The organism is Azospirillum soli (assembly GCF_017876165.1).
Lineage (GTDB): Bacteria > Pseudomonadota > Alphaproteobacteria > Azospirillales > Azospirillaceae > Azospirillum > Azospirillum soli.
The window spans coordinates 80,829-97,619 of record NZ_JAGINQ010000003.1 but is presented as its reverse complement, the minus strand read 5'-3'; the positions used below and the strand labels follow the sequence as shown (position 1 = coordinate 97,619).

Below are 16,791 nucleotides of genomic sequence, written 5' to 3'. Positions count from 1 at the left end.
ATGGAGCTTTCCATGGAACCCGACCAGAGCGGCGTTGCCGACGACATCGCGAGCCTCGCCGGCTCGCTGCTGGTCGAACCGGCCGGCGCTGAAACCGGTACTGAGCCGGAAGGCCAGACGACCGCCGCCACCGAACCCCCGGAGAGGAAGGACGACGCCCCCGCCGGGGACGCGGAGGGTGGCGACGCCGACGGCGAGACCACCGGGGCCTTGAACGAGGATGACGGCGCGGCCAAGCCCGTCGAGGAGCAAAAGCCTCCCGCCGCCACCGTCCGCGTGAAGAAGCCCGACGGCACCGAGGCCGATGTTCCGGTGGAGGAGGTCGCCCGCGCCTACCTCCTGCACCAGCAGGCCGACCAGCAGCTTGCCGCGATCCGCGAGCAGCGCGCGCAGGAGATGCAGGCGTTCCAGCTGGCGCAGCAGGTGCTCGCCCAGCAGGTTCCTCCGGCCCCCGATCTGGCTTTGGCCTTCTCCGACCCCGTCGCCTACACGCAGCAGCGCGCCGCGCACGAGGCCGGCGTGCAGCGCCTCCAGGCGCTGATGGGTCACCAGGAACAGCTTCACCAGCAGGCGTTCGCGGAGCAGCGCGCGGCGGCCGAACAGCACCTCGCGCGCGAGCGTGACGCGCTGGTCCAGCGCATCCCGGAATGGAAGGACCCCGCCGTCGCCAAGGCGGAGCGCGGCCGGATCATCGGCTACGGCCGCAAGCTCGGCTTCTCCGACGAGGAATTGGGCTCCGTCGCCGACAGCCGCGCCGTGTCGGTCCTGCGCAAGGCCATGCTGTACGACGAACTCCAGGCCAAGCGTCCGGAGATCGAGGCCAAGGCCCCGCCGGTCCAGAAGGTGATGCCGCCCGGCCCGGCGCCGGCCCGCAACGCCAAGGCGACCGAGGCGCAACGCCTCAAGAACCGTCTCACCCAAACCGGCGCCATCGAGGACGCCGCCGCTCTCCTCGTTCTGGAGTCCTAAGCCATGGCCGTTCCGACCAACACTTCGCAGGCCCACAACGTCAAGACGCTGAAGGAGGACATCTCCGACACCGTCGACAAGGTCTCCCCGACCGAGACGCCGTTCTATTCGGCCGTCGGCAAGGGCACGGCCAAGCAGATTTATCACGAGTGGACTCAGGTCGAACTCGACGCCGCCAGCGACTCCAACGAGGTCGTGGACGGCGCCGACCCGGACACCGACGCCGCCAACAACGGCGTGCGCCTCGCCAACTACACGCAGCTGTCCGACAAGGTGGCACAGGTCTCCTCGTCCACGGAGGCGTCGGAGGGCGTGGGCGACATCCACACCATCGCCCAGCAGGTCATCCTCAAGGGGCAGGCGCTGAAGCGCGACATGGAGAAGCAGATGCTCTCCAACAAGGCGGCGTCGCCGGGCTCCGACAGCACGCCGCGCCGTTCGGCCTCGCTGATCAGCTTCCTGCGTACCAACGCCAGCCGGGGCACCGGCGGGGCGGCGCCGACGCTGTCGGGCACCTCCACCGGCTATCCGAACGCCGCGCCGACGGACGGCACCCAGCGCACCTTCACCGAGGCGCTGTTCAAGGCCGTGCTGCAGTCGATCTGGACCAACGGCGGCAACGCCAAGCTGGCCTTCATGGGCGCCACGCAGAAGCAGACCGCCTCGACCTTCACCGGCAACGCGACCCGCTACAAGGAGGCGGAGGACAAGAAGCTGGTGGCCGCCGTGGATGTCTACGTGTCGGATTTCGGTCAGGTCCAGTTGGTCCCGTCGCGCCACATCCGGCCGCGCGACGTGGTGATCGTCGACCCCAAGATGGTGTCGGTCGATTTCCTCCAGAAGATGAACCAGAAGCCGCTCGCCAAGACCGGCCACAGCGAGAAGCGCATGGTTGCGGTGGAGTACACGCTGAAGGTCCGCAACGAGCTGGCCCACGGCCACGTCGCCGACCTGTCGTGATGACCGGGGCGCTCCTGCGGGGGCGCCCTTCCTGCTTGTGAGGGAAGAGAAGCATGACCGACCAGACCGCCAAGCCCGCCGCCCCGGTGCGCATCCGCTGCACCTCCGACCGCAAGCCCTGGACGGACACCCGTCCGCTGGAGAAGGGCGAAGTCGTGGAGGTGCCCGCCGACGTGGCGGCCATCCTGATCAAGGGCAAGTTCGCCGAGAAGGTCGCGGCGGACACGCCGCTGGGCGTCCCGGCCGCCGACGAGGAGGCGTAACCATGGGCGTGGCGACGCGGGTGCATCACGATCCGGACGGCCTGCTGATCTTCGAGCGGTCGCAGGACTGCACGCCGATCCTCGACCGCAACAAGGCCCTCCAGAACGACGGCGACGGCTACAGCCCGTCGCGCGAGCTGCGCCGCGTCGCCTCGATCCCCAACGTGCTGATCGAGAAGTGGCTGAACGAGGAGGGCATCAACCTCTTCGACCCGGACCACTGGCCGGCCATCCAGCGCAAGCTCAACAGCAGCGAATATCTGTACCTGCGCACGGCGCCGGGGCAGGTGTGATGTGGCGATCACCGACTATGCCGGGCTCCAGGCCGCCGCCGCCGACTGGCTGAACCGCTCCGACCTGACGGCGCAAATCCCGACCTTCATCGCCCTCGCGGAGAAACGGTTGAACCGCGACCTGCGCACCCGGCAGATGGAGACGCAGGCCACCCTCACGACCATTGCCGGCACCGCGACCGTTGCGCTGCCGGCCGATTACCTGGATGCGCGCGGGGTGGTGCTCCAGACGACGCCGCACGCCGTGCTGGGCTTCAAGACGCCCGCCGATCTGTCCGCGACCTACGGCGGCGCGGCGACCGGCCGGCCGGCCAACTTCGCCATCATCGGCGGCACCATCAAGTTCGGCCCGACGCCGGACGCCGCCTATACGGTGGAGATGACCTATCTCGCCAAGGTCCCGGCGCTGTCCGACACTGCCACGACGAATTGGGCACTTGATGAGTGCCCCGACCTCTATCTCTACGCCACGCTGCTGGAGGCCTCGCCCTTCCTGCGGGAGGACGAGCGCATCACCGTCTGGGGGCAACTCTACGACGCCGCCTTAGGCCGGGTGCAGACGGCCGACCAGCGCGCCCGGTGGCCGTCCGGCCCGCTCGCGATCCAGGTCAAGACGCAATGGTGACGGTGGACGCCAACGCCCCCGCTTGGGCGCACGCGCTGGTGCGCAGCGTCAACGACGAGTTGGCCCTGCTGCGTGGCATCCCGGAGCACAGCAAGACCAGGCTCCCCAAGGCCGGCGGCCAGACGCGCGTGATCCTCGTGAAAGACGAGGCGGGCGGCGCGGTGCTGGCCTTCAACGACGGGGCCGACTGGCGGCGCTGCACTGACCGCGCTGTCGTTTCGTGAGGTGACGCATGACCAGCAGCGCAACGACTCGCCTGCGCCTTGAGAAGCAGGGCACCGGCGAAAACTTGAACACCTGGGGCGACCGGCTGAACACGGCGCTCGACCTGCTGGACGAGGCGGTAGGCGGCGTCGAGCCGATCACGATCGGCGGCGTCGTGACGGTCCTGACCTCGACCAACTACGCCAGCGATCAGGCGCGCAACGCCGTGTTGGTGCTCACCGGCACGCTGACGGCGAACAGCACGGTCACGATCCCGAGCGTCGAGAAGGTGTATCTCGTCGTGGACGACACCACGCGCGCCGGATTCACGCTCACCATCAAGACCAGCGGCGGCAGCGGCTACGCGCTGCGCCCCGGTCCACAGGTCGTCTATTGCGACGGCGTGGACGTGTATCGAGGGACGCCCCGGCTCGATCAGGTGCCAGTGCCAACCTCCGCCGTGGACATGAACGGCCAGAACCTCACCAACGCCGGAACAGGCTCGTTCTCGGGCGTGGTGTCCGTCGCCACGCCGACCGCCAACGGGCACGCCGCGACCAAGCAGTATGTGGACACGCAGGCGTTCGCCGCGCTCGCTGGAAGCCTGCCCGGACAGGCGGGAAACGCGGGCAAGTACCTGACGACGGACGGCACGACGGCATCTTGGGGCGACGCTGCGGACGCCGACTTGGCGAACGTCGAAGACGACGATTTCCGCGCCAAGGTCGCGCATTCTGGCATTCGGTCCGCTCTCGACCGCGCCGCGCGCCGTGCCTCCCTCTCCTTCGCCGGCTCCAAGCTCTGAGGATTCACCATGGCTATCGACGCGAACGTTCCCCTCGAATACCGCCAGTTCACCGCCGGCCTGACGGTCACGAACTCCACGAACGCCAAGATTGTGGTGGACTGTCAAGCGCCGGGCGTGGCCTCCGCCATCACGGGCGAAACGGCGCTCCCCGGCGAAAGCGCGGTGCGGCAGCGCATCCGGCAGGGCGGTTGCCGCGTGATCGGCGGTTCCATCTCCAGCACGGACGGCAGCGCCAAGAGCCTGCTGATCTACATCGGGGAATGCCTGACCACGCAGGACACGACCAACACGGGCACGCTCGCCTTGACTACGGGCAGCGTCACCCGCGTGAACGGATCGTTCATCACGGACGGCTGGCGTGTCGGTGACGCGCTGATGCTGTTCGGCCCGACTGCGGCTCCGAACGTCGGCAGCGCCACGCAGGCCAACACCGGGGCGCTCGCCGTCATCACCGCCGTGGCCGCCACGACCCTGACCGTCAACGGTACGCCGTTCACCGCCGACGCCGCCTTGCCCTCCAGTGCCCGCCTGTTCCGCGTGGCGCAGCGCACCCGCCGCGCTATCGCCGCGAACGCCGGCAACGCCGACGCCACACCCGCCGTCGCGCTGATGGGCGGAACGCAGGACCCGGCCTCCGCCAGCCTGCCGGACACCGGCTGGGAACTCGGCTCCACCAACGCTCTGATCGTCGCGCTTGTCGCCGCCGCCTCCGCGCTGCCGGCGCGCATCGACGTGATGGCCGAAGCCGGGCTGCGCTGATGCCGCGCGATTTCCTAACCGGCCTGCCGCGCGCCCCGCATTTGCTGGGGCTCGCGGCGGCGACAAAACAGGCCGGTGGCGGCCCGATCACCCTCTACACCGACACCATCGTCATCACGGCCTCAACCAACTCGCTGCCGTCTGATGTCGTTGCGGTCACGCAGGCCGATTTGATCGGCGGCGGCGAAAGTGGGTGGGGGCGAGACGACTTCACCGGCGCACAAGGCGGTGCGGGCGGCAAGGGCGGATCATTCGCGCGCAAAACGGGAACGGTGCTGCTGCTGCCGGGGACGGCATTCTCAGCGACCATCGGCCAAGGCGGCGCCCCGATCTACAGCGGCGGGGCGCCTGGCGGAATAAGCAACCTTGGCGGCACCACATCGCTAACCCTCGGGGCGTGGTCGATCACCGCGCCTTGCGGCTCGCTGGGCACGGGCGGCGACATCCACACTCTCGGGGGCGATGGTGGTGCCAAAGGGTCAACAACCGGCTCCAACGCCGGCTCTGGTGGCGGCACTTGTGGCACCCCGAGCGGGGCCGGTACGGCGGGCGGTGATTCCAGCGGATCGACGGGGGGCGCGGGCGGGCTCATCACCACCCCGTATCTCAGCCAAGGCGGGCGCGGCGCGAACTCGACAGGGTCCCTGCCCGCCGATGCAGGCGGCTCCGGGTATGGGGCGGGCGGTGGCGGCGCCGGGCAAACGACCGCAGTCGGCGGCGCCGGGGCAAACGGGGCCATCATCCTGACGGTCGTCCGAGTGCGGAGGTGATCCAATGCCCCTGACCAGCCTGACCATCGCTCCCGGCATCGTGACCGACGAGACGCCGACCGCAGCCGAAGGGCGCTACACGGCGGCCGACAAGGTGCGTTTCCGCGACGGGCGTCCCGAGGTGGTGGGCGGCTGGGAAGCGGCCATCACGTCCAAGGTTACGGGCGTCTGCCGGGGACTGCACGTCTGGTCCGACAACAGTGGCGCGCCACACGTCGGGATCGGCACCCATTCCAAGCTGCACGTCTACGTCGGCGGCGGGCTGTACGACATCACCCCGCCGGCGCTCGCGGCGGGCAACGTGGACGGCACCGGCGGGCAGGGCTACGGCACCGGCACGTGGAACACCGGAACCTATGGCACGGCATCGAGCGTCGAATACTTCCCGCGCACCTGGAGCCTCGACAACTGGGGAGAATACCTCGTCGGCAACCCGAGGGGCGGCGGCGTCTACCAGTGGACCGGCAACACCGGCACCCCGGCCGCGCTGGTGACAAACGCCCCGACGCAGGCCACCTGCCTGTTCGTCACGCCGCAGCGTCATCTGGTGCTGTGCGGGACGACGGAGGAGGGCACCGGCACGTTCAATCCGATGCTGGTCCGGTGGTCCGATCAGGAGAACAACACCGTCTGGACCAGCAGCGCCACCAATCAGGCGGGTGAACAGCCGCTGGCCGGCGGCGGGCGCATCGTGCGCGGGCTGGTCGGGCGCGGGGAAAACCTGATCTTCACCGACGACGGCCTGCACAGCATGCGCTTCGACCCGTCGTTCGTCTTCACCTTCCAGGCGCTGGGCAGCAAGTGCGGGCTGATCGGGCCGAACGCCGTCGCCATGAAGGACGGCGCGGCCTTCTGGATGAGCAACAGCGGGCAGTTCTACGTCTACCAGGGCGGCGCCCCTCAGGTGCTGCCGTGCCCGGTGCGGCGCCATGTGTTCGACAACCTGTCGTTCGTGCAGGCCGACAAGGTCTATGCGGGCGTGAACTCCGTCGCCAATGAGGTCTGGTGGTTTTACCCGGACCGCCGCGACGGCAACGAGGTGAGCCGCTACGTCGCCTACAACTACGCGGAGGGGCTATGGAGCATCGGCACCTGGATGCGCACGGCCTGGGCAGACGCTGGCGCGTTGCCGTCACCAATTGCCATCGACCTCGACGGCTCAGTGTACTTCCACGAGCGCGGCCAGTCGGCCAACGGCGGGGCCATAGCCGCCAGTCTGGAGAGCGGGTTCGTGGACATCGGCGACGGCGACACGCTGATGCACGTCAAGCGCATCGTGCCCGACTTCAAGGGGCTCGTCGGCGGCGTGGACGTGTCGCTGGTGTCGCGCCCGTGGCCGCAGGGCTCGGAGACGACGAGCGGCCCCTACACCATCGCCTCGACCACGCAGAAGGTTGATTGCCGCGTGACCGGCCGGCAGATCGCGTTCCGGCTGGAAAGCAACTCAGCGCCGTCCTTCTGGCGGCTGGGCGACATGCGCGTCGAGATGCAGGCCACGGGGGCGCGGCGATGATCGACGATCTGCTCGCCAAGGCCCTGGAGCACGGCGGCGGCACCCACACCGTTGACGACGTGTGGGAAGCCATCGAGGCCGGGCGGATGCAGCTCTGGCGCGGCCAGCGGTCGGTCATGGTGACGGAGGTGGTCCAGTATCCGCGCCTGAAGGCCGTCCGCGTGTTCGCCGCTGCGGGCGACATGGCCGAGGTGCTGGAAATGGAAGAGGTCGCCGCTGCCTGGGGCAAGCAAATGGGCTGCCAGAGGATCGAAGGATTCGGCCGGCCCGGCTGGCGGCGCGTCATGAAGGGCCGGGGCTACGAGGCCCGCACCTTCGGCTGGCGCGTTCTATAGCGGTCGAACGGCGGTTGTGGTAACAATTACTTGGCTCGCGTCGGATGACGCCGGCCTTGTCCCGTAGACGGAGAGTGCCATGGGTGGCGGCGAAGAACAGCAGACTGTGCAGCAGCAGTCAGTCCCGGCTTACATCCAGAACCAGCACACGGCGAACCTGAACACCGCCAACACGGTCACCGATCAGGCCTACCAGCCCTACACCGGCCCGCGCATCGCCGACTGGACACCCGATCAGGTCGCGGCGCGCGACATGCTGCGCCGGCAGGTGACCGGCCCGCAACTCGGCATGGGCCATGGCGCGGCGGAGAACGTGGCCGCCTACAACCCGCAGCAGATCACGGCGGCGCAGATCGGCCGGGGCGACATCCGCGACGTGACCGCCGGCAAGTTCACCGACGCCAACCTGTCCGCCTACATGAGCCCGTACACCGGCGCCGTGATCGACACGACGAACGCGGAACTGGGCCGGCAGAACGACATTCTGCAGAACCAGACCAACGCCCGCGCCGCGGCGGCCGGCGCTTTCGGGGGCAGCCGCCAAGCCATCCTGAACGCGGAGAATAACCGCAACTTCATGGACACGGTGGCGCGCAGCACGGCGCAGCTCAACAATCAGAACTTCGCGCAGGCGCAGAGCGCCATCGGGCTCGACCAGAACCGCGCTCTCCAGGCCGCCGGCATGAATCAGCAGATGGACTGGAACACGGCCAGCCAGAACGCCAGCCTCCGCCAGCAGGCGGACCTCGCCAACCAGTCGGCCGGACTGCAGGGGATGCAGCTTCGTCTCGGGGCGTCGGACCGGCTGCGGGAAAGCGCGCAGGCGGTGAACAGCCGCGCGCTGACGAACGCTGCCGCGCTGTCCGGCATCGGCGGGCAGCAACAGGCGATGAATCAGGCGAACCTCGATCTGGCCTACCAGGATTTCCAGCGGCAGCGCGACTACGCGCTGCAGCAGCTCCAGCAGCGCAACGCCTTCCTGAACCCCGGCATGAGCATGGGCGGCACCTCGACCACGACGGCGCCTGGTCCTGGCTTCCTGCAGACTGGGCTCGGCACGATAGCCGGCATCGGCGGCACCTACTCGATGCTGACGGGGCGCCCGCTATTTGGCGCGACGGGCCTGCTGGGCTCGCTCGGCGGCGGGGCTGGAACGGTGACGGCGCCGATCATCGACTCCACGGCCAACATCGGCACGATGATCGCGTGACGCCATGATCCCGACCTTCAGCCAGTTCGAGCCCTTCATCAACGCCGCGTCGGCCCGGTTCGGCGTCGATCCCCGGCTGATCCGGGGCGTCATGGCCCTGGAGAACCATGGCGCCGATCCGGCGTTGCGTGGGGGCTCGGGCGAGTACGGCCTGATGCAGGTCATGCCGCCGACCTATGCCGCGCTCGCCAAGCGCCACGGCCTGGGCGCCGACGCGTCCGACCCGGAGAACAACATCCTCGCCGGCACGGCCTACCTGTCCGAGCAGCTGAAGGCCAACGGGGGCGATTGGGCGAAGACGCTCGCGGCCTACAACGCCGGCCCCGGCGGCAGCGCCAAGTTCCGCGCGACCGGCGACGCCTCCACGCTGCCGGGCGTGACGCGGGGCTATCTCCAGCGCGCGGCCACGTTCGGCCTGCTCGATCCATCGCAGGCCCCGCCGGTGGAGGTGGCCGCCCCCAAGCCCGCGCAGACCATGACCACGACCAGCACCCAGAGCATGGAGGCCCCCAAGATGGCGATGCAGATCCCCCCGGCCCCAGAGTCGGGCAATCCGATCATGGGCGGTTTGCTGGGCGACGGCGTGGCGCAGGGGCAGGCGCTCCTCGCGCTCGCTTCAGGCCTGCTCGGCGGGCGCAACTGGGGCGAAGGCCTGTCCGCCGGCCTGCAAGGCATGACGCAGGTTGCCTCGGGTGCCCAGCAGCGCGCCATGCAGCAGCGCCAGTTGGCGCGCCAAGACCGCAACGACGCCGCCGACCGCGATTGGCGCCGGCTGCAGTTCGAGCGGCTGACGCGCAACGATGCGGCCGATCAGCAGTACCGCCGGGACGCGTTGCGCATCCAGGAGATGAACGCCAGCAAGGAGACGGAGCCGGACATCATCAAGGCCCTGCGCGCGGCCGGGATCGACCCGCAGTCGCCGGACGGCCAGAAGTACTTGCGCCAGAAATACCTCGGCGGGTTCGGGGAGGAGCCCGGCAACGCGGCCTCCGACCGTTCGGCCCTGGCCGCGTCGCTGGGCGTTCCGCTGGCCGACGCCGACCCCTTCGCCGACCCGCGCCTGTCGGCGAAGGGCAAGGAGAACCTGAAGCTGGCCTACACCAAGGCGGCGGAGAAGCGCTGGGCGGAACTGGGAGACCAGGAGGCGCAGGCCCGGCAGCGCATCGCCGACATGGAGCGCTTCAAGGAGCTGAACGGCAAGGTGGGCAGCGGCGGCGTCTACAGCCTTCCCGGCGCCGGGGCGGTGGCCGGCGCGCTGGACAGCGACGTGGCGGAGATGCGCGCGATCACCGCCCGCATCGCGCCGCAGATGCGGGCGCCCGGCTCCGGCGCGACCTCCGACTTCGACGCCAAGCAGTTCGAGCGGGCGACGGTGGGCATCGACAAGCCGAAGGAGGCCAACGAGGCCATCGCGAACGCCGGGCTGGCGGCGGCCAAGCTGACGCTGGATCGCGGCGCCTTCGAGCGCGCCTACTTCGACGCCAACGGCCATCTCCAGGGCGCCGACCGGGCGTGGCGGCGCTACCTGGAGGCCAACCCGATCTTCGACCCGAAGGGCAAGGACTTCGCCCTGAACGCCAACCGCAAGGATTGGCGGGACTTCTTCCATCCGAAACAGCAGGAACCCCAGAGCGAGGGGTCCGCCCCGGCGTCCGGCGGCACCGTCCTGCGCTTCGACGCCCAAGGGAACCTGATCCGATGACCGTGCGCGCCCAGCTCCACGACGGTACCGTCCTGGAGTTCCCCGACGGCACCTCCGAGGCGGTCATCGCCGGGACCGTCAAGCAACTCGTCGCGGGCGGCTTCCCCAAGACCGCGACCGACGCCAAGCCCACCGGGCGGACGCTCTCCGCCGGCCTGGGCGGGCAGGTGTTCCAGGGGGCGACCATGGGCCTGGGCGACGAGGTCAACGCCGGCAGCCGGGCGTTCTCCCGCTGGGTCGGAGACGTCGTGACCGGCAAGACGCCGGTGTCCGACGCACTCAAGGCGGTCGGGCTGGAGGACGGGCAGAGCGACCTCAACAAGCTCTACACCGACCGGCTGGCCGCTGAACGGGCCGACCTGAAGGCCACGGAGAAGGCGCATCCCGTCGCCTCCTTCGGCGCGCAGGCGCTCGGTGGGCTGGTTGCCGCCCCGGCCGGGGCGGCGAACGCCTTTCGCGCGGGAACGGAACTGGCGCTTCCGGCGGCCAAGACCGGCGCGGCGGCTGTGGCCGATCTGGCAAAGGTCGGCGCGGGCATGGGCGCCGTGTCGGGGTTCGGCAACGCCGAGGGTGGGGCGGGCGACCGTCTGACCAAGGCCGCCGAGGGCGCTGCTTTGGGCGGCGTCATGGGCGTCGCGCTGCCGGCGGCGCTCAGCCTGGGCGGCCGGACGCTGGGCGCCGTCGGCTCCGCGCTGGGGCTGCGCGATGCCGACGCGGCGGCGCGCAACAAGGTGCTCCAGGCGCTCGCGCGGGACGGTTCCACCGTGGACGATGTCGCCGCGCGCCTGTCCGCCACCGAAAAGCCGTTGACCCTGGCCGATGTCGGCGGGGAGAACACGCTGGGGCTGGCGCGGGTCGCGGCGAACGTCCCCGGCACCGCCCGCCAGAAGGCCCGCGACGTGTTCGAGACGCGGCAGGCGGGGCAGGTCGGCCGGCTCGCGGAGGACGTGCGCGCGGGCGTGGCGCCGGGTGACTTCTTCGCGTCGGCCGATGCCCTGATCCAGCGGCGCGCGGCCGAATCCGCCCCGCTCTACGACAAGGCCCTGTCGGTCTCCCCGGTGTGGTCGGAGCGCCTGCAGCGGTTCCTCGACGACCCGGTGGTGCGGGGCGGGCTGAAGGAGGGCATCGCCATTCAGCGCCTGGAGTCGTTGGCGGCGAACAAGCCGTTCAACCCGACCGACCTCGCGGTGACCGGCTTCAACGAGGCCGGCGATCCTCTCCTCTCCGGCGTGCCGAACATGCGCACGCTGAACGTCATCAAGAAGGGCCTGGACAACATCCTGGAGGGCTACCGGGACCGCACCACCGGCCGGCTGGCCCTGGACGAGAAGGGCCGGGCCATCGACGCGGTGCGCCGCGCCTTCCTGTCCGAACTGGACGGCGCCAATCCCCACTACGCCGCCGCGCGCCGCGCCTGGGCGGGGCCGACGCAGGCCCGCGACGCCATGACCAAGGGCCGCGACTTCGTGGCGATGGACGCCGCGGACATCCGCAAGCTGGTGGGCGGCCTGCCGGAGGGCGACCGCGAGTTCTACCGCATCGGCGTGGCGCAGGCCCTGCGCGACCGGCTCTATCGCGACACTGCGCAGCCGGGGCAGAACGCCGCGCTGCGCGTCTCCGGAGAGGGGCTGAACGAGAAGCTGGCCGCCGCCCTCGGCAAGGACGAGGCCGAAGCGCTGCTGGCGCGCGTGAAGGCTGAGAAGGACATGACCGAGGTCCGCAACGCCATCCGCACCGGCTCGCGCACCGCGCCGATGCAGGCCGACCTCGCGGACATGCAGGTGGACACGTCCATTCTCGGCAACCTGCTGCGCGGCGATGTCCGGGGCGCCGGCATCAACGCCGTGCAGGCGGCGGCGCGCCGGGCGTCCGGCCTGAATCCCTCAACGGCGAACAGCCTTGCGGGGCTGCTCTATGACACCACGCCCGCCGGTAACGCCGCCGTGGTCGATGCCCTGCGCGGCCAGCTCGCCCGCAACCAAGCCAACGAAGCCCGGACCTCCGCCGCCGCCCGCGCTTACGCGCGCGGTGTCGGCGTGGCGCTGCCCGGCCTGCTGCTCGACTGAAGGAGACCGACCTTGCGCAAGCCCTTGCCCCTCCTGCTGGCCGCCGCCGGCACCCTCACCGCCGCCCCCGCCGTGGTCGCGTGGGCGGACGATCCCACCGTCAACGGCCTGATCGCCGCCGGCATTCAGACGCTTGGGCTGGCGGCCCCGCTGGTGCAGGCGATGGCCATTGCGGCGGGGGCTGGCCTGCTGGCGTGGCGCATGTGGCTCAACCGCCCGCAGCCGGCCAGCAACCACACGACGGACGAAATCTTCCAGCTGCTCAACGGCCTGTCGGAGCGGGTGGACGGCCTCTCGAACCGCATCAACCAGCACGTGGACCAGCACCACCGGCACGCCGCCTGATTCCCTCCCGCCGCGTCGCGAGACGCCGCCCATCCCATCGCAGGAGTACGCCATGCCGGACGCTCAGCGCGACCGTATCGAGACCATCATTGACGACATCCTCCGCCGGGAGGGGTGGCCGAAGTTCACCAACCATCCGGCGGACAAGGGCGGCCCGACCAAGGGCGGGATCACCCTGGCGACCCTGCGGAGCTGGCGCGCGTCCCAGCCCGTCGTCACGGCGGCCGATGTCGAGGCCCTGACCGAGACGGAAGCCCGCGCCATCTACCACCACCGCTACGTCGTCCAGCCGGGCTATGCCGGGATCGCCGATCCGGCGTTGCGGGACGCGGTGGTGGACTGCGCCGTGCTCTACGGCGCCGACGACGCCTCCCCATGGCTTCAGCAGGCCGCCGTCATGCTGGGCGCCAAGATCAAGGTGGACGGCAAGGTCGGACCGGCGACCATCGCCGCCGTGAACGCCCTCGACGCCGGCAAGCTGCTGGTGCTGGTCGTTGCCTTCCGCATCATGAAGGCCGGGGAGATCGTCACCAAGGACGCTAAGAAGCGCGGCAGGACGGAAGATCAGGCGCTCAACGCCTGGGGCTGGTGCAACCGGGCCGCCGACTTCCTTGTGAGCTGGGCGACCGGCCGGGAGGTCGCGTGATGGACGGCGCGATGACGCTGGAGGACGTGCAGGCCATGGGCGGCAAGGGGTCCGAACAATGCTCGTACCCTTCTCAACCCACCCTTTCAGACACGCCCCGCCGACTGCTGGAAACCCTGCCGCTCGGTAACGGCCCGCTGGTCCCGGCTCTGGCCGCAGCTCGTGACCGGCTGTGCGCGGCGGCGGTGGCGCGCGGCGTCACGCTGGTGGTGGTCGAGGATTGGGCGGAGTTGGAACGGCTGAACCTGCGACACCGTGCCGAGTGGTTCCCGCTCCTGCCCAAGCCGGCGAGCGCGCCGTCGTTCTGGCTGGCGGCGGTCGATGAAGAGGGGGATGTCGTCGGCACGCACGGCGTAGTGCTGCTCGACTGTTCGGCCGCGAGCTTAGGCGACAGGCTGGCCGACCTCTCCGCCTTCCACGATCCCGGCCATGCGCCGGAGGACGAGTGGGCTTTCGTCGCCAGCGAAGCGGCGCACGACACCACGGGCACCGTGGCCTGGATCGTGGCCGGCTGGACGCGGCCGGACTGGCGCGGGAAGGGCCTGTTCCACGACCTGGGGGCAGCCGCCCGCTTGGTCGCAATGGCGCGGTGGAGCCCGAAGTGGGTGGTTGGGCTGGTCGATCCCGAGACGGTGCCCGTGTGGAGCGGGCGCGGTGCTGGTCGGCGGCGGTTGGAACCCCGGCCCTGCATTCTCTATCACCAAGCCGGCGTCGGACGGCTGCCCCTCCATTTCATGCGCTGGAGTCGGGCGGCCGTCCTGTTGGACCTAGGCGTTCCGGGATCAGTGCAGGGTGTGCACGTCGATGCAGGACAGGACCGCGCGCCGGCCGCGATCTGACCAGCCATAGACCGCGTGCGTGTAGACGAAGGGGCGGCCAACGCCGGTCACGGAGATGCGGTTGAACAGCGCCTCTCCGGCCCCGATGGCCTCCACGTACTGCATGCCGATGCTGTGGGCGAACTCCACATGCGGGTCGATGTCCTCCGGCTGCCCGAGAACCGACCGACCCCACGCGCGTCCCAGCACGGACAGCGTGGGCACGCCGATGAACTTGAACAGGAGGGGCGAAGTCGGTCCCTCCGATGCGAGGAGCGTGCAGCGGTCCAGCAGGCGATTGGCCTTCAGGTAGGCGAACACCGCCGGGTTGAGGATGCCTTGCCGCCGGCACTCCGTCATAATCTGGCGTTGCCATTCGGTCGCACTGGACATCGCAAGCCGCTGAATGGAGACCTCGGTGGAGACGGGGCGCAGCGCGCCCCGATCCTGAGTTGCGGGGAAGGTGATGACGGCCATTTACGCGGCCTCCTTCTTGTAGGCTTCGGCCATGGCGGCGTAGATCGCGCGGGCCTGCTCGATGTCGATCCCGGCGGCGGCGGCCCCGGCCTCGACCATGGCGAGCGTGGGAGTGGAGGGCAGGGAAAGCGCCTGCGCGGCTTCGGCCTCGAAAGCGGCGATAGTGTCCGCGAACGTGTCGGCGGGCTGGGTGCTTCGTGCCGGTGTATGAAGCCGCCCTTTGGCGTCGGCTTCGTCCATGGCGGCGATGGTCATCCGAATGCCGGCCATCATATCCTTGAACGGCCCACGGACGTCGGGCGGGAGCATGTCGGCTGCGGCCTCAGTGATCGGAAGCAGGCGCGGCCACGCCTCCTTGTGCTCCGCGTCGATGACCGGAACGCCAACCGTATGGAGTTCCGATAGGAGCGCAGCCAGTTTCACGAACACATCGGTGGCGCATTGAACCGGCTCAAGCGCCAGCCGGCGTTCGATTTCGTCCAGTTCCTTCGTGGCCTCGTCTTGGTCGTCTGGCAGGTTGGGATCGTTGTAGCGAGCCTGAGCTTCGCGCCACCGGGTGTAGATGGCCGTCAGCGAAGAGGCGGACGCCTGGGGCTGTTGCGCCAGCCGCTCGGCATCCTGAATGGCCTTCCAGATCATCCAGTCTCGGGAATCCATATCCGTGTGAGGCTCCGGCATGTCGCCGAACGTCATGTCAACCGCCCATGGAGCTTCCGTGTAGCGGATCATGAGCCGCTTCATCTTGACCGCGACACCGGCCATAGTCAGAGCCGGAAGCTCCGTCATGCGGTCGTCAATGCGGTCGATGGCCTTCCCCAGCGGTTCCATTTCCTCGTCGCTGGCGCTGGTCTTCGCCATGGCATCCCAACGGCGGGAAAGATCCATGTACTGGTGCCAGAGGTCCAGAAGCTCCGCGTCGGCATGGGCCGCCGGAAGCATCCCCGCCGGCATGGCGGACAGCCGCTCGGCGGCTTCGTTGGCTGTCTTCAGGAGGTCGATCACGTCTTCCGCTTGCGGGGCAATGCTCGGGTCTTCCTCGCACAGATCCCAAAAGCGCCGAAGCTTGAGCGCGATCCCGGCAACGGATCGGGCCGGAGCTTTACGGAACGCACTATCTGCATCCCGGAATGCCGCGACGAACGGTTCCAGCTCTTCATCGCTGGTACCGGGCGCGCGGGAGTTCAGCGTGCTTTCGGCCTCGATCAGGCGGTTATAGAGGCTGACCAACTCGGCGTCAGATCCATGACCGACCATCCCAGCGGGCATGCTGGAGAGGACAGCGGCGGCGCTGAGCGTGGCATGAAACAGCGCGGCGGCCATAGTGCCCGGCGCGTGCACATCGCTATGCTGTAGGGCCGTATCCTTGTCGCCAACCAACTGGAGCACCGCCAAACAGTCGGCTACGGTCTGCGGTTGAATGGCGGCTATCGCATGAATGATCCTGTTTTCCTCCTCGCACAGCTTATCAACCTCATCGTCGCCGGCTTCATCGTCGGAAATGTCCTTTACCGCCGCGTACAAGGCGGAACGGCGGTCGGCGGCTTCGGTGAACGTCATGCCGAGTTCGGGAATGATCGTGCTGCCTTCCGTTGCCTTGGCGGACTCGTGCACGCGCGCGAGGAAGGACCACAACGCATCGGCGATGGCCGGCGGAAACCTGATGTCAACCAGAGTGGCGGTCTCGTCTCCGGTGATGTAGTCCCGGAGGAAGCCCACAGCGGCGATTGCGTCAGCGATGGTGCACAGGCTGTCGGGGGAGCGCACCACGCTCGTGAACGCCTCGTCCTTGGCGTTGACGAGCGCGCCGAACTCGTCTCCGGGAAGGTCGGTCATTTTGCCGATGCGGGCGGTCTCGGCATGATAGGCGGCATAGGCCCCGGCGAACGGAGCGGCGGTGCCCAGCAACAGGCCACGGAGCGGGTCCAGGGGCTTGCGCTGGGGCTGCGGTCTTCTGGTATCGTGATCGTCGGTCTTCATGGTTTAGCGGATTCCATGGGGATTGATGCTTGGGCGGTTGCCTCCGCCCGG

Annotated in this window: 19 protein-coding genes; 17 read left to right on the top strand and 2 right to left on the bottom strand. The window is 69.4% G+C overall.

Annotated features, from left to right (window positions below; translation table 11 throughout):
• Positions 1-12: 12 nt before the first annotated feature.
• From J2852_RS05905 to J2852_RS05825, 17 genes are all read left to right on the top strand, one after another.
• Positions 13-969, top strand: a complete 957-nt coding sequence (locus J2852_RS05905) for a hypothetical protein (protein ID WP_209872404.1) — start codon at positions 13-15, stop codon at positions 967-969.
• A gap of 3 nt (positions 970-972) precedes the next feature.
• Positions 973-1,929: a DUF5309 domain-containing protein gene (locus J2852_RS05900; RefSeq protein WP_209872401.1), complete on the top strand. Its 957-nt coding sequence runs from the start codon at positions 973-975 to the stop codon at positions 1,927-1,929.
• A 53-nt stretch (positions 1,930-1,982) separates the two neighbouring features.
• Positions 1,983-2,192, top strand: a complete 210-nt coding sequence (locus J2852_RS05895) for a hypothetical protein (RefSeq protein ID WP_209872399.1) — start codon at positions 1,983-1,985, stop codon at positions 2,190-2,192.
• A 2-nt stretch (positions 2,193-2,194) separates the two neighbouring features.
• Entirely contained in the window at positions 2,195-2,485 is a 291-nt protein-coding gene (locus J2852_RS05890) for a hypothetical protein (RefSeq protein WP_209872395.1), read from the top strand.
• A gap of 1 nt (position 2,486) precedes the next feature.
• Positions 2,487-3,110 (top strand): phage adaptor protein, encoded by a 624-nt coding sequence (locus tag J2852_RS05885; RefSeq protein WP_209872392.1) that lies wholly within the window; start codon positions 2,487-2,489, stop codon positions 3,108-3,110.
• On the top strand, positions 3,104-3,334 hold the full coding sequence (locus tag J2852_RS05880; protein WP_209872389.1) for a hypothetical protein: 231 nt from the start codon (positions 3,104-3,106) through the stop codon (positions 3,332-3,334). Before J2852_RS05885 ends, J2852_RS05880 begins: the two co-directional genes overlap by 7 nt.
• Positions 3,335-3,342: 8 nt before the next feature.
• Positions 3,343-4,119 carry a hypothetical protein gene (locus J2852_RS05875; RefSeq protein ID WP_209872387.1) on the top strand — a complete coding sequence of 259 codons (777 nt, stop codon included), beginning with the start codon at positions 3,343-3,345 and terminating at the stop codon, positions 4,117-4,119.
• Between the two features lie 9 nt (positions 4,120-4,128).
• Positions 4,129-4,881 carry a hypothetical protein gene (locus J2852_RS05870; protein WP_209872384.1) on the top strand — a complete coding sequence of 251 codons (753 nt, stop codon included), beginning with the start codon at positions 4,129-4,131 and terminating at the stop codon, positions 4,879-4,881.
• The gene (locus tag J2852_RS05865; protein ID WP_209872381.1) at positions 4,881-5,651 is read left to right on the top strand and encodes a glycine-rich domain-containing protein; all 771 of its coding nucleotides are present in this window, start codon (positions 4,881-4,883) and stop codon (positions 5,649-5,651) included. Before J2852_RS05870 ends, J2852_RS05865 begins: the two co-directional genes overlap by 1 nt.
• Before the next feature lie 4 nt (positions 5,652-5,655).
• A complete protein-coding gene (locus J2852_RS05860; RefSeq protein WP_209872378.1) occupies positions 5,656-7,164 on the top strand; it encodes a hypothetical protein in 1,509 nt (502 codons plus the stop codon).
• Positions 7,161-7,499: a hypothetical protein gene (locus J2852_RS05855; protein ID WP_209872375.1), complete on the top strand. Its 339-nt coding sequence runs from the start codon at positions 7,161-7,163 to the stop codon at positions 7,497-7,499. Before J2852_RS05860 ends, J2852_RS05855 begins: the two co-directional genes overlap by 4 nt.
• Before the next feature lie 79 nt (positions 7,500-7,578).
• The gene (locus tag J2852_RS05850; protein ID WP_209872371.1) at positions 7,579-8,709 is read left to right on the top strand and encodes a hypothetical protein; all 1,131 of its coding nucleotides are present in this window, start codon (positions 7,579-7,581) and stop codon (positions 8,707-8,709) included.
• A 4-nt stretch (positions 8,710-8,713) separates the two neighbouring features.
• Complete coding sequence (locus J2852_RS05845; protein ID WP_209872368.1) at positions 8,714-10,411, top strand: lytic transglycosylase domain-containing protein; 1,698 nt, start codon at positions 8,714-8,716, stop codon at positions 10,409-10,411.
• Entirely contained in the window at positions 10,408-12,477 is a 2,070-nt protein-coding gene (locus J2852_RS05840; RefSeq protein WP_209872365.1) for a hypothetical protein, read from the top strand. Before J2852_RS05845 ends, J2852_RS05840 begins: the two co-directional genes overlap by 4 nt.
• A gap of 12 nt (positions 12,478-12,489) precedes the next feature.
• Positions 12,490-12,822, top strand: a complete 333-nt coding sequence (locus tag J2852_RS05835; RefSeq protein ID WP_209872362.1) for a hypothetical protein — start codon at positions 12,490-12,492, stop codon at positions 12,820-12,822.
• 52 nt (positions 12,823-12,874) lie between these two features.
• Positions 12,875-13,468 (top strand): glycoside hydrolase family 108 protein, encoded by a 594-nt coding sequence (locus J2852_RS05830; protein ID WP_209872359.1) that lies wholly within the window; start codon positions 12,875-12,877, stop codon positions 13,466-13,468.
• Entirely contained in the window at positions 13,468-14,307 is an 840-nt protein-coding gene (locus J2852_RS05825; RefSeq protein ID WP_209872356.1) for a GNAT family N-acetyltransferase, read from the top strand. Before J2852_RS05830 ends, J2852_RS05825 begins: the two co-directional genes overlap by 1 nt.
• Here the strand turns inward: J2852_RS05825 and J2852_RS05820 are convergent.
• Positions 14,251-14,763, bottom strand: coding sequence for a hypothetical protein (locus J2852_RS05820; RefSeq protein WP_209872354.1), 513 nt, complete (start codon positions 14,761-14,763; stop codon positions 14,251-14,253). The two genes, J2852_RS05825 and J2852_RS05820, sit on opposite strands and share 57 nt — an antisense overlap.
• Complete coding sequence (locus tag J2852_RS05815; RefSeq protein ID WP_209872351.1) at positions 14,764-16,740, bottom strand: hypothetical protein; 1,977 nt, start codon at positions 16,738-16,740, stop codon at positions 14,764-14,766.
• Between the last annotated feature and the right edge of the window lie 51 nt (positions 16,741-16,791).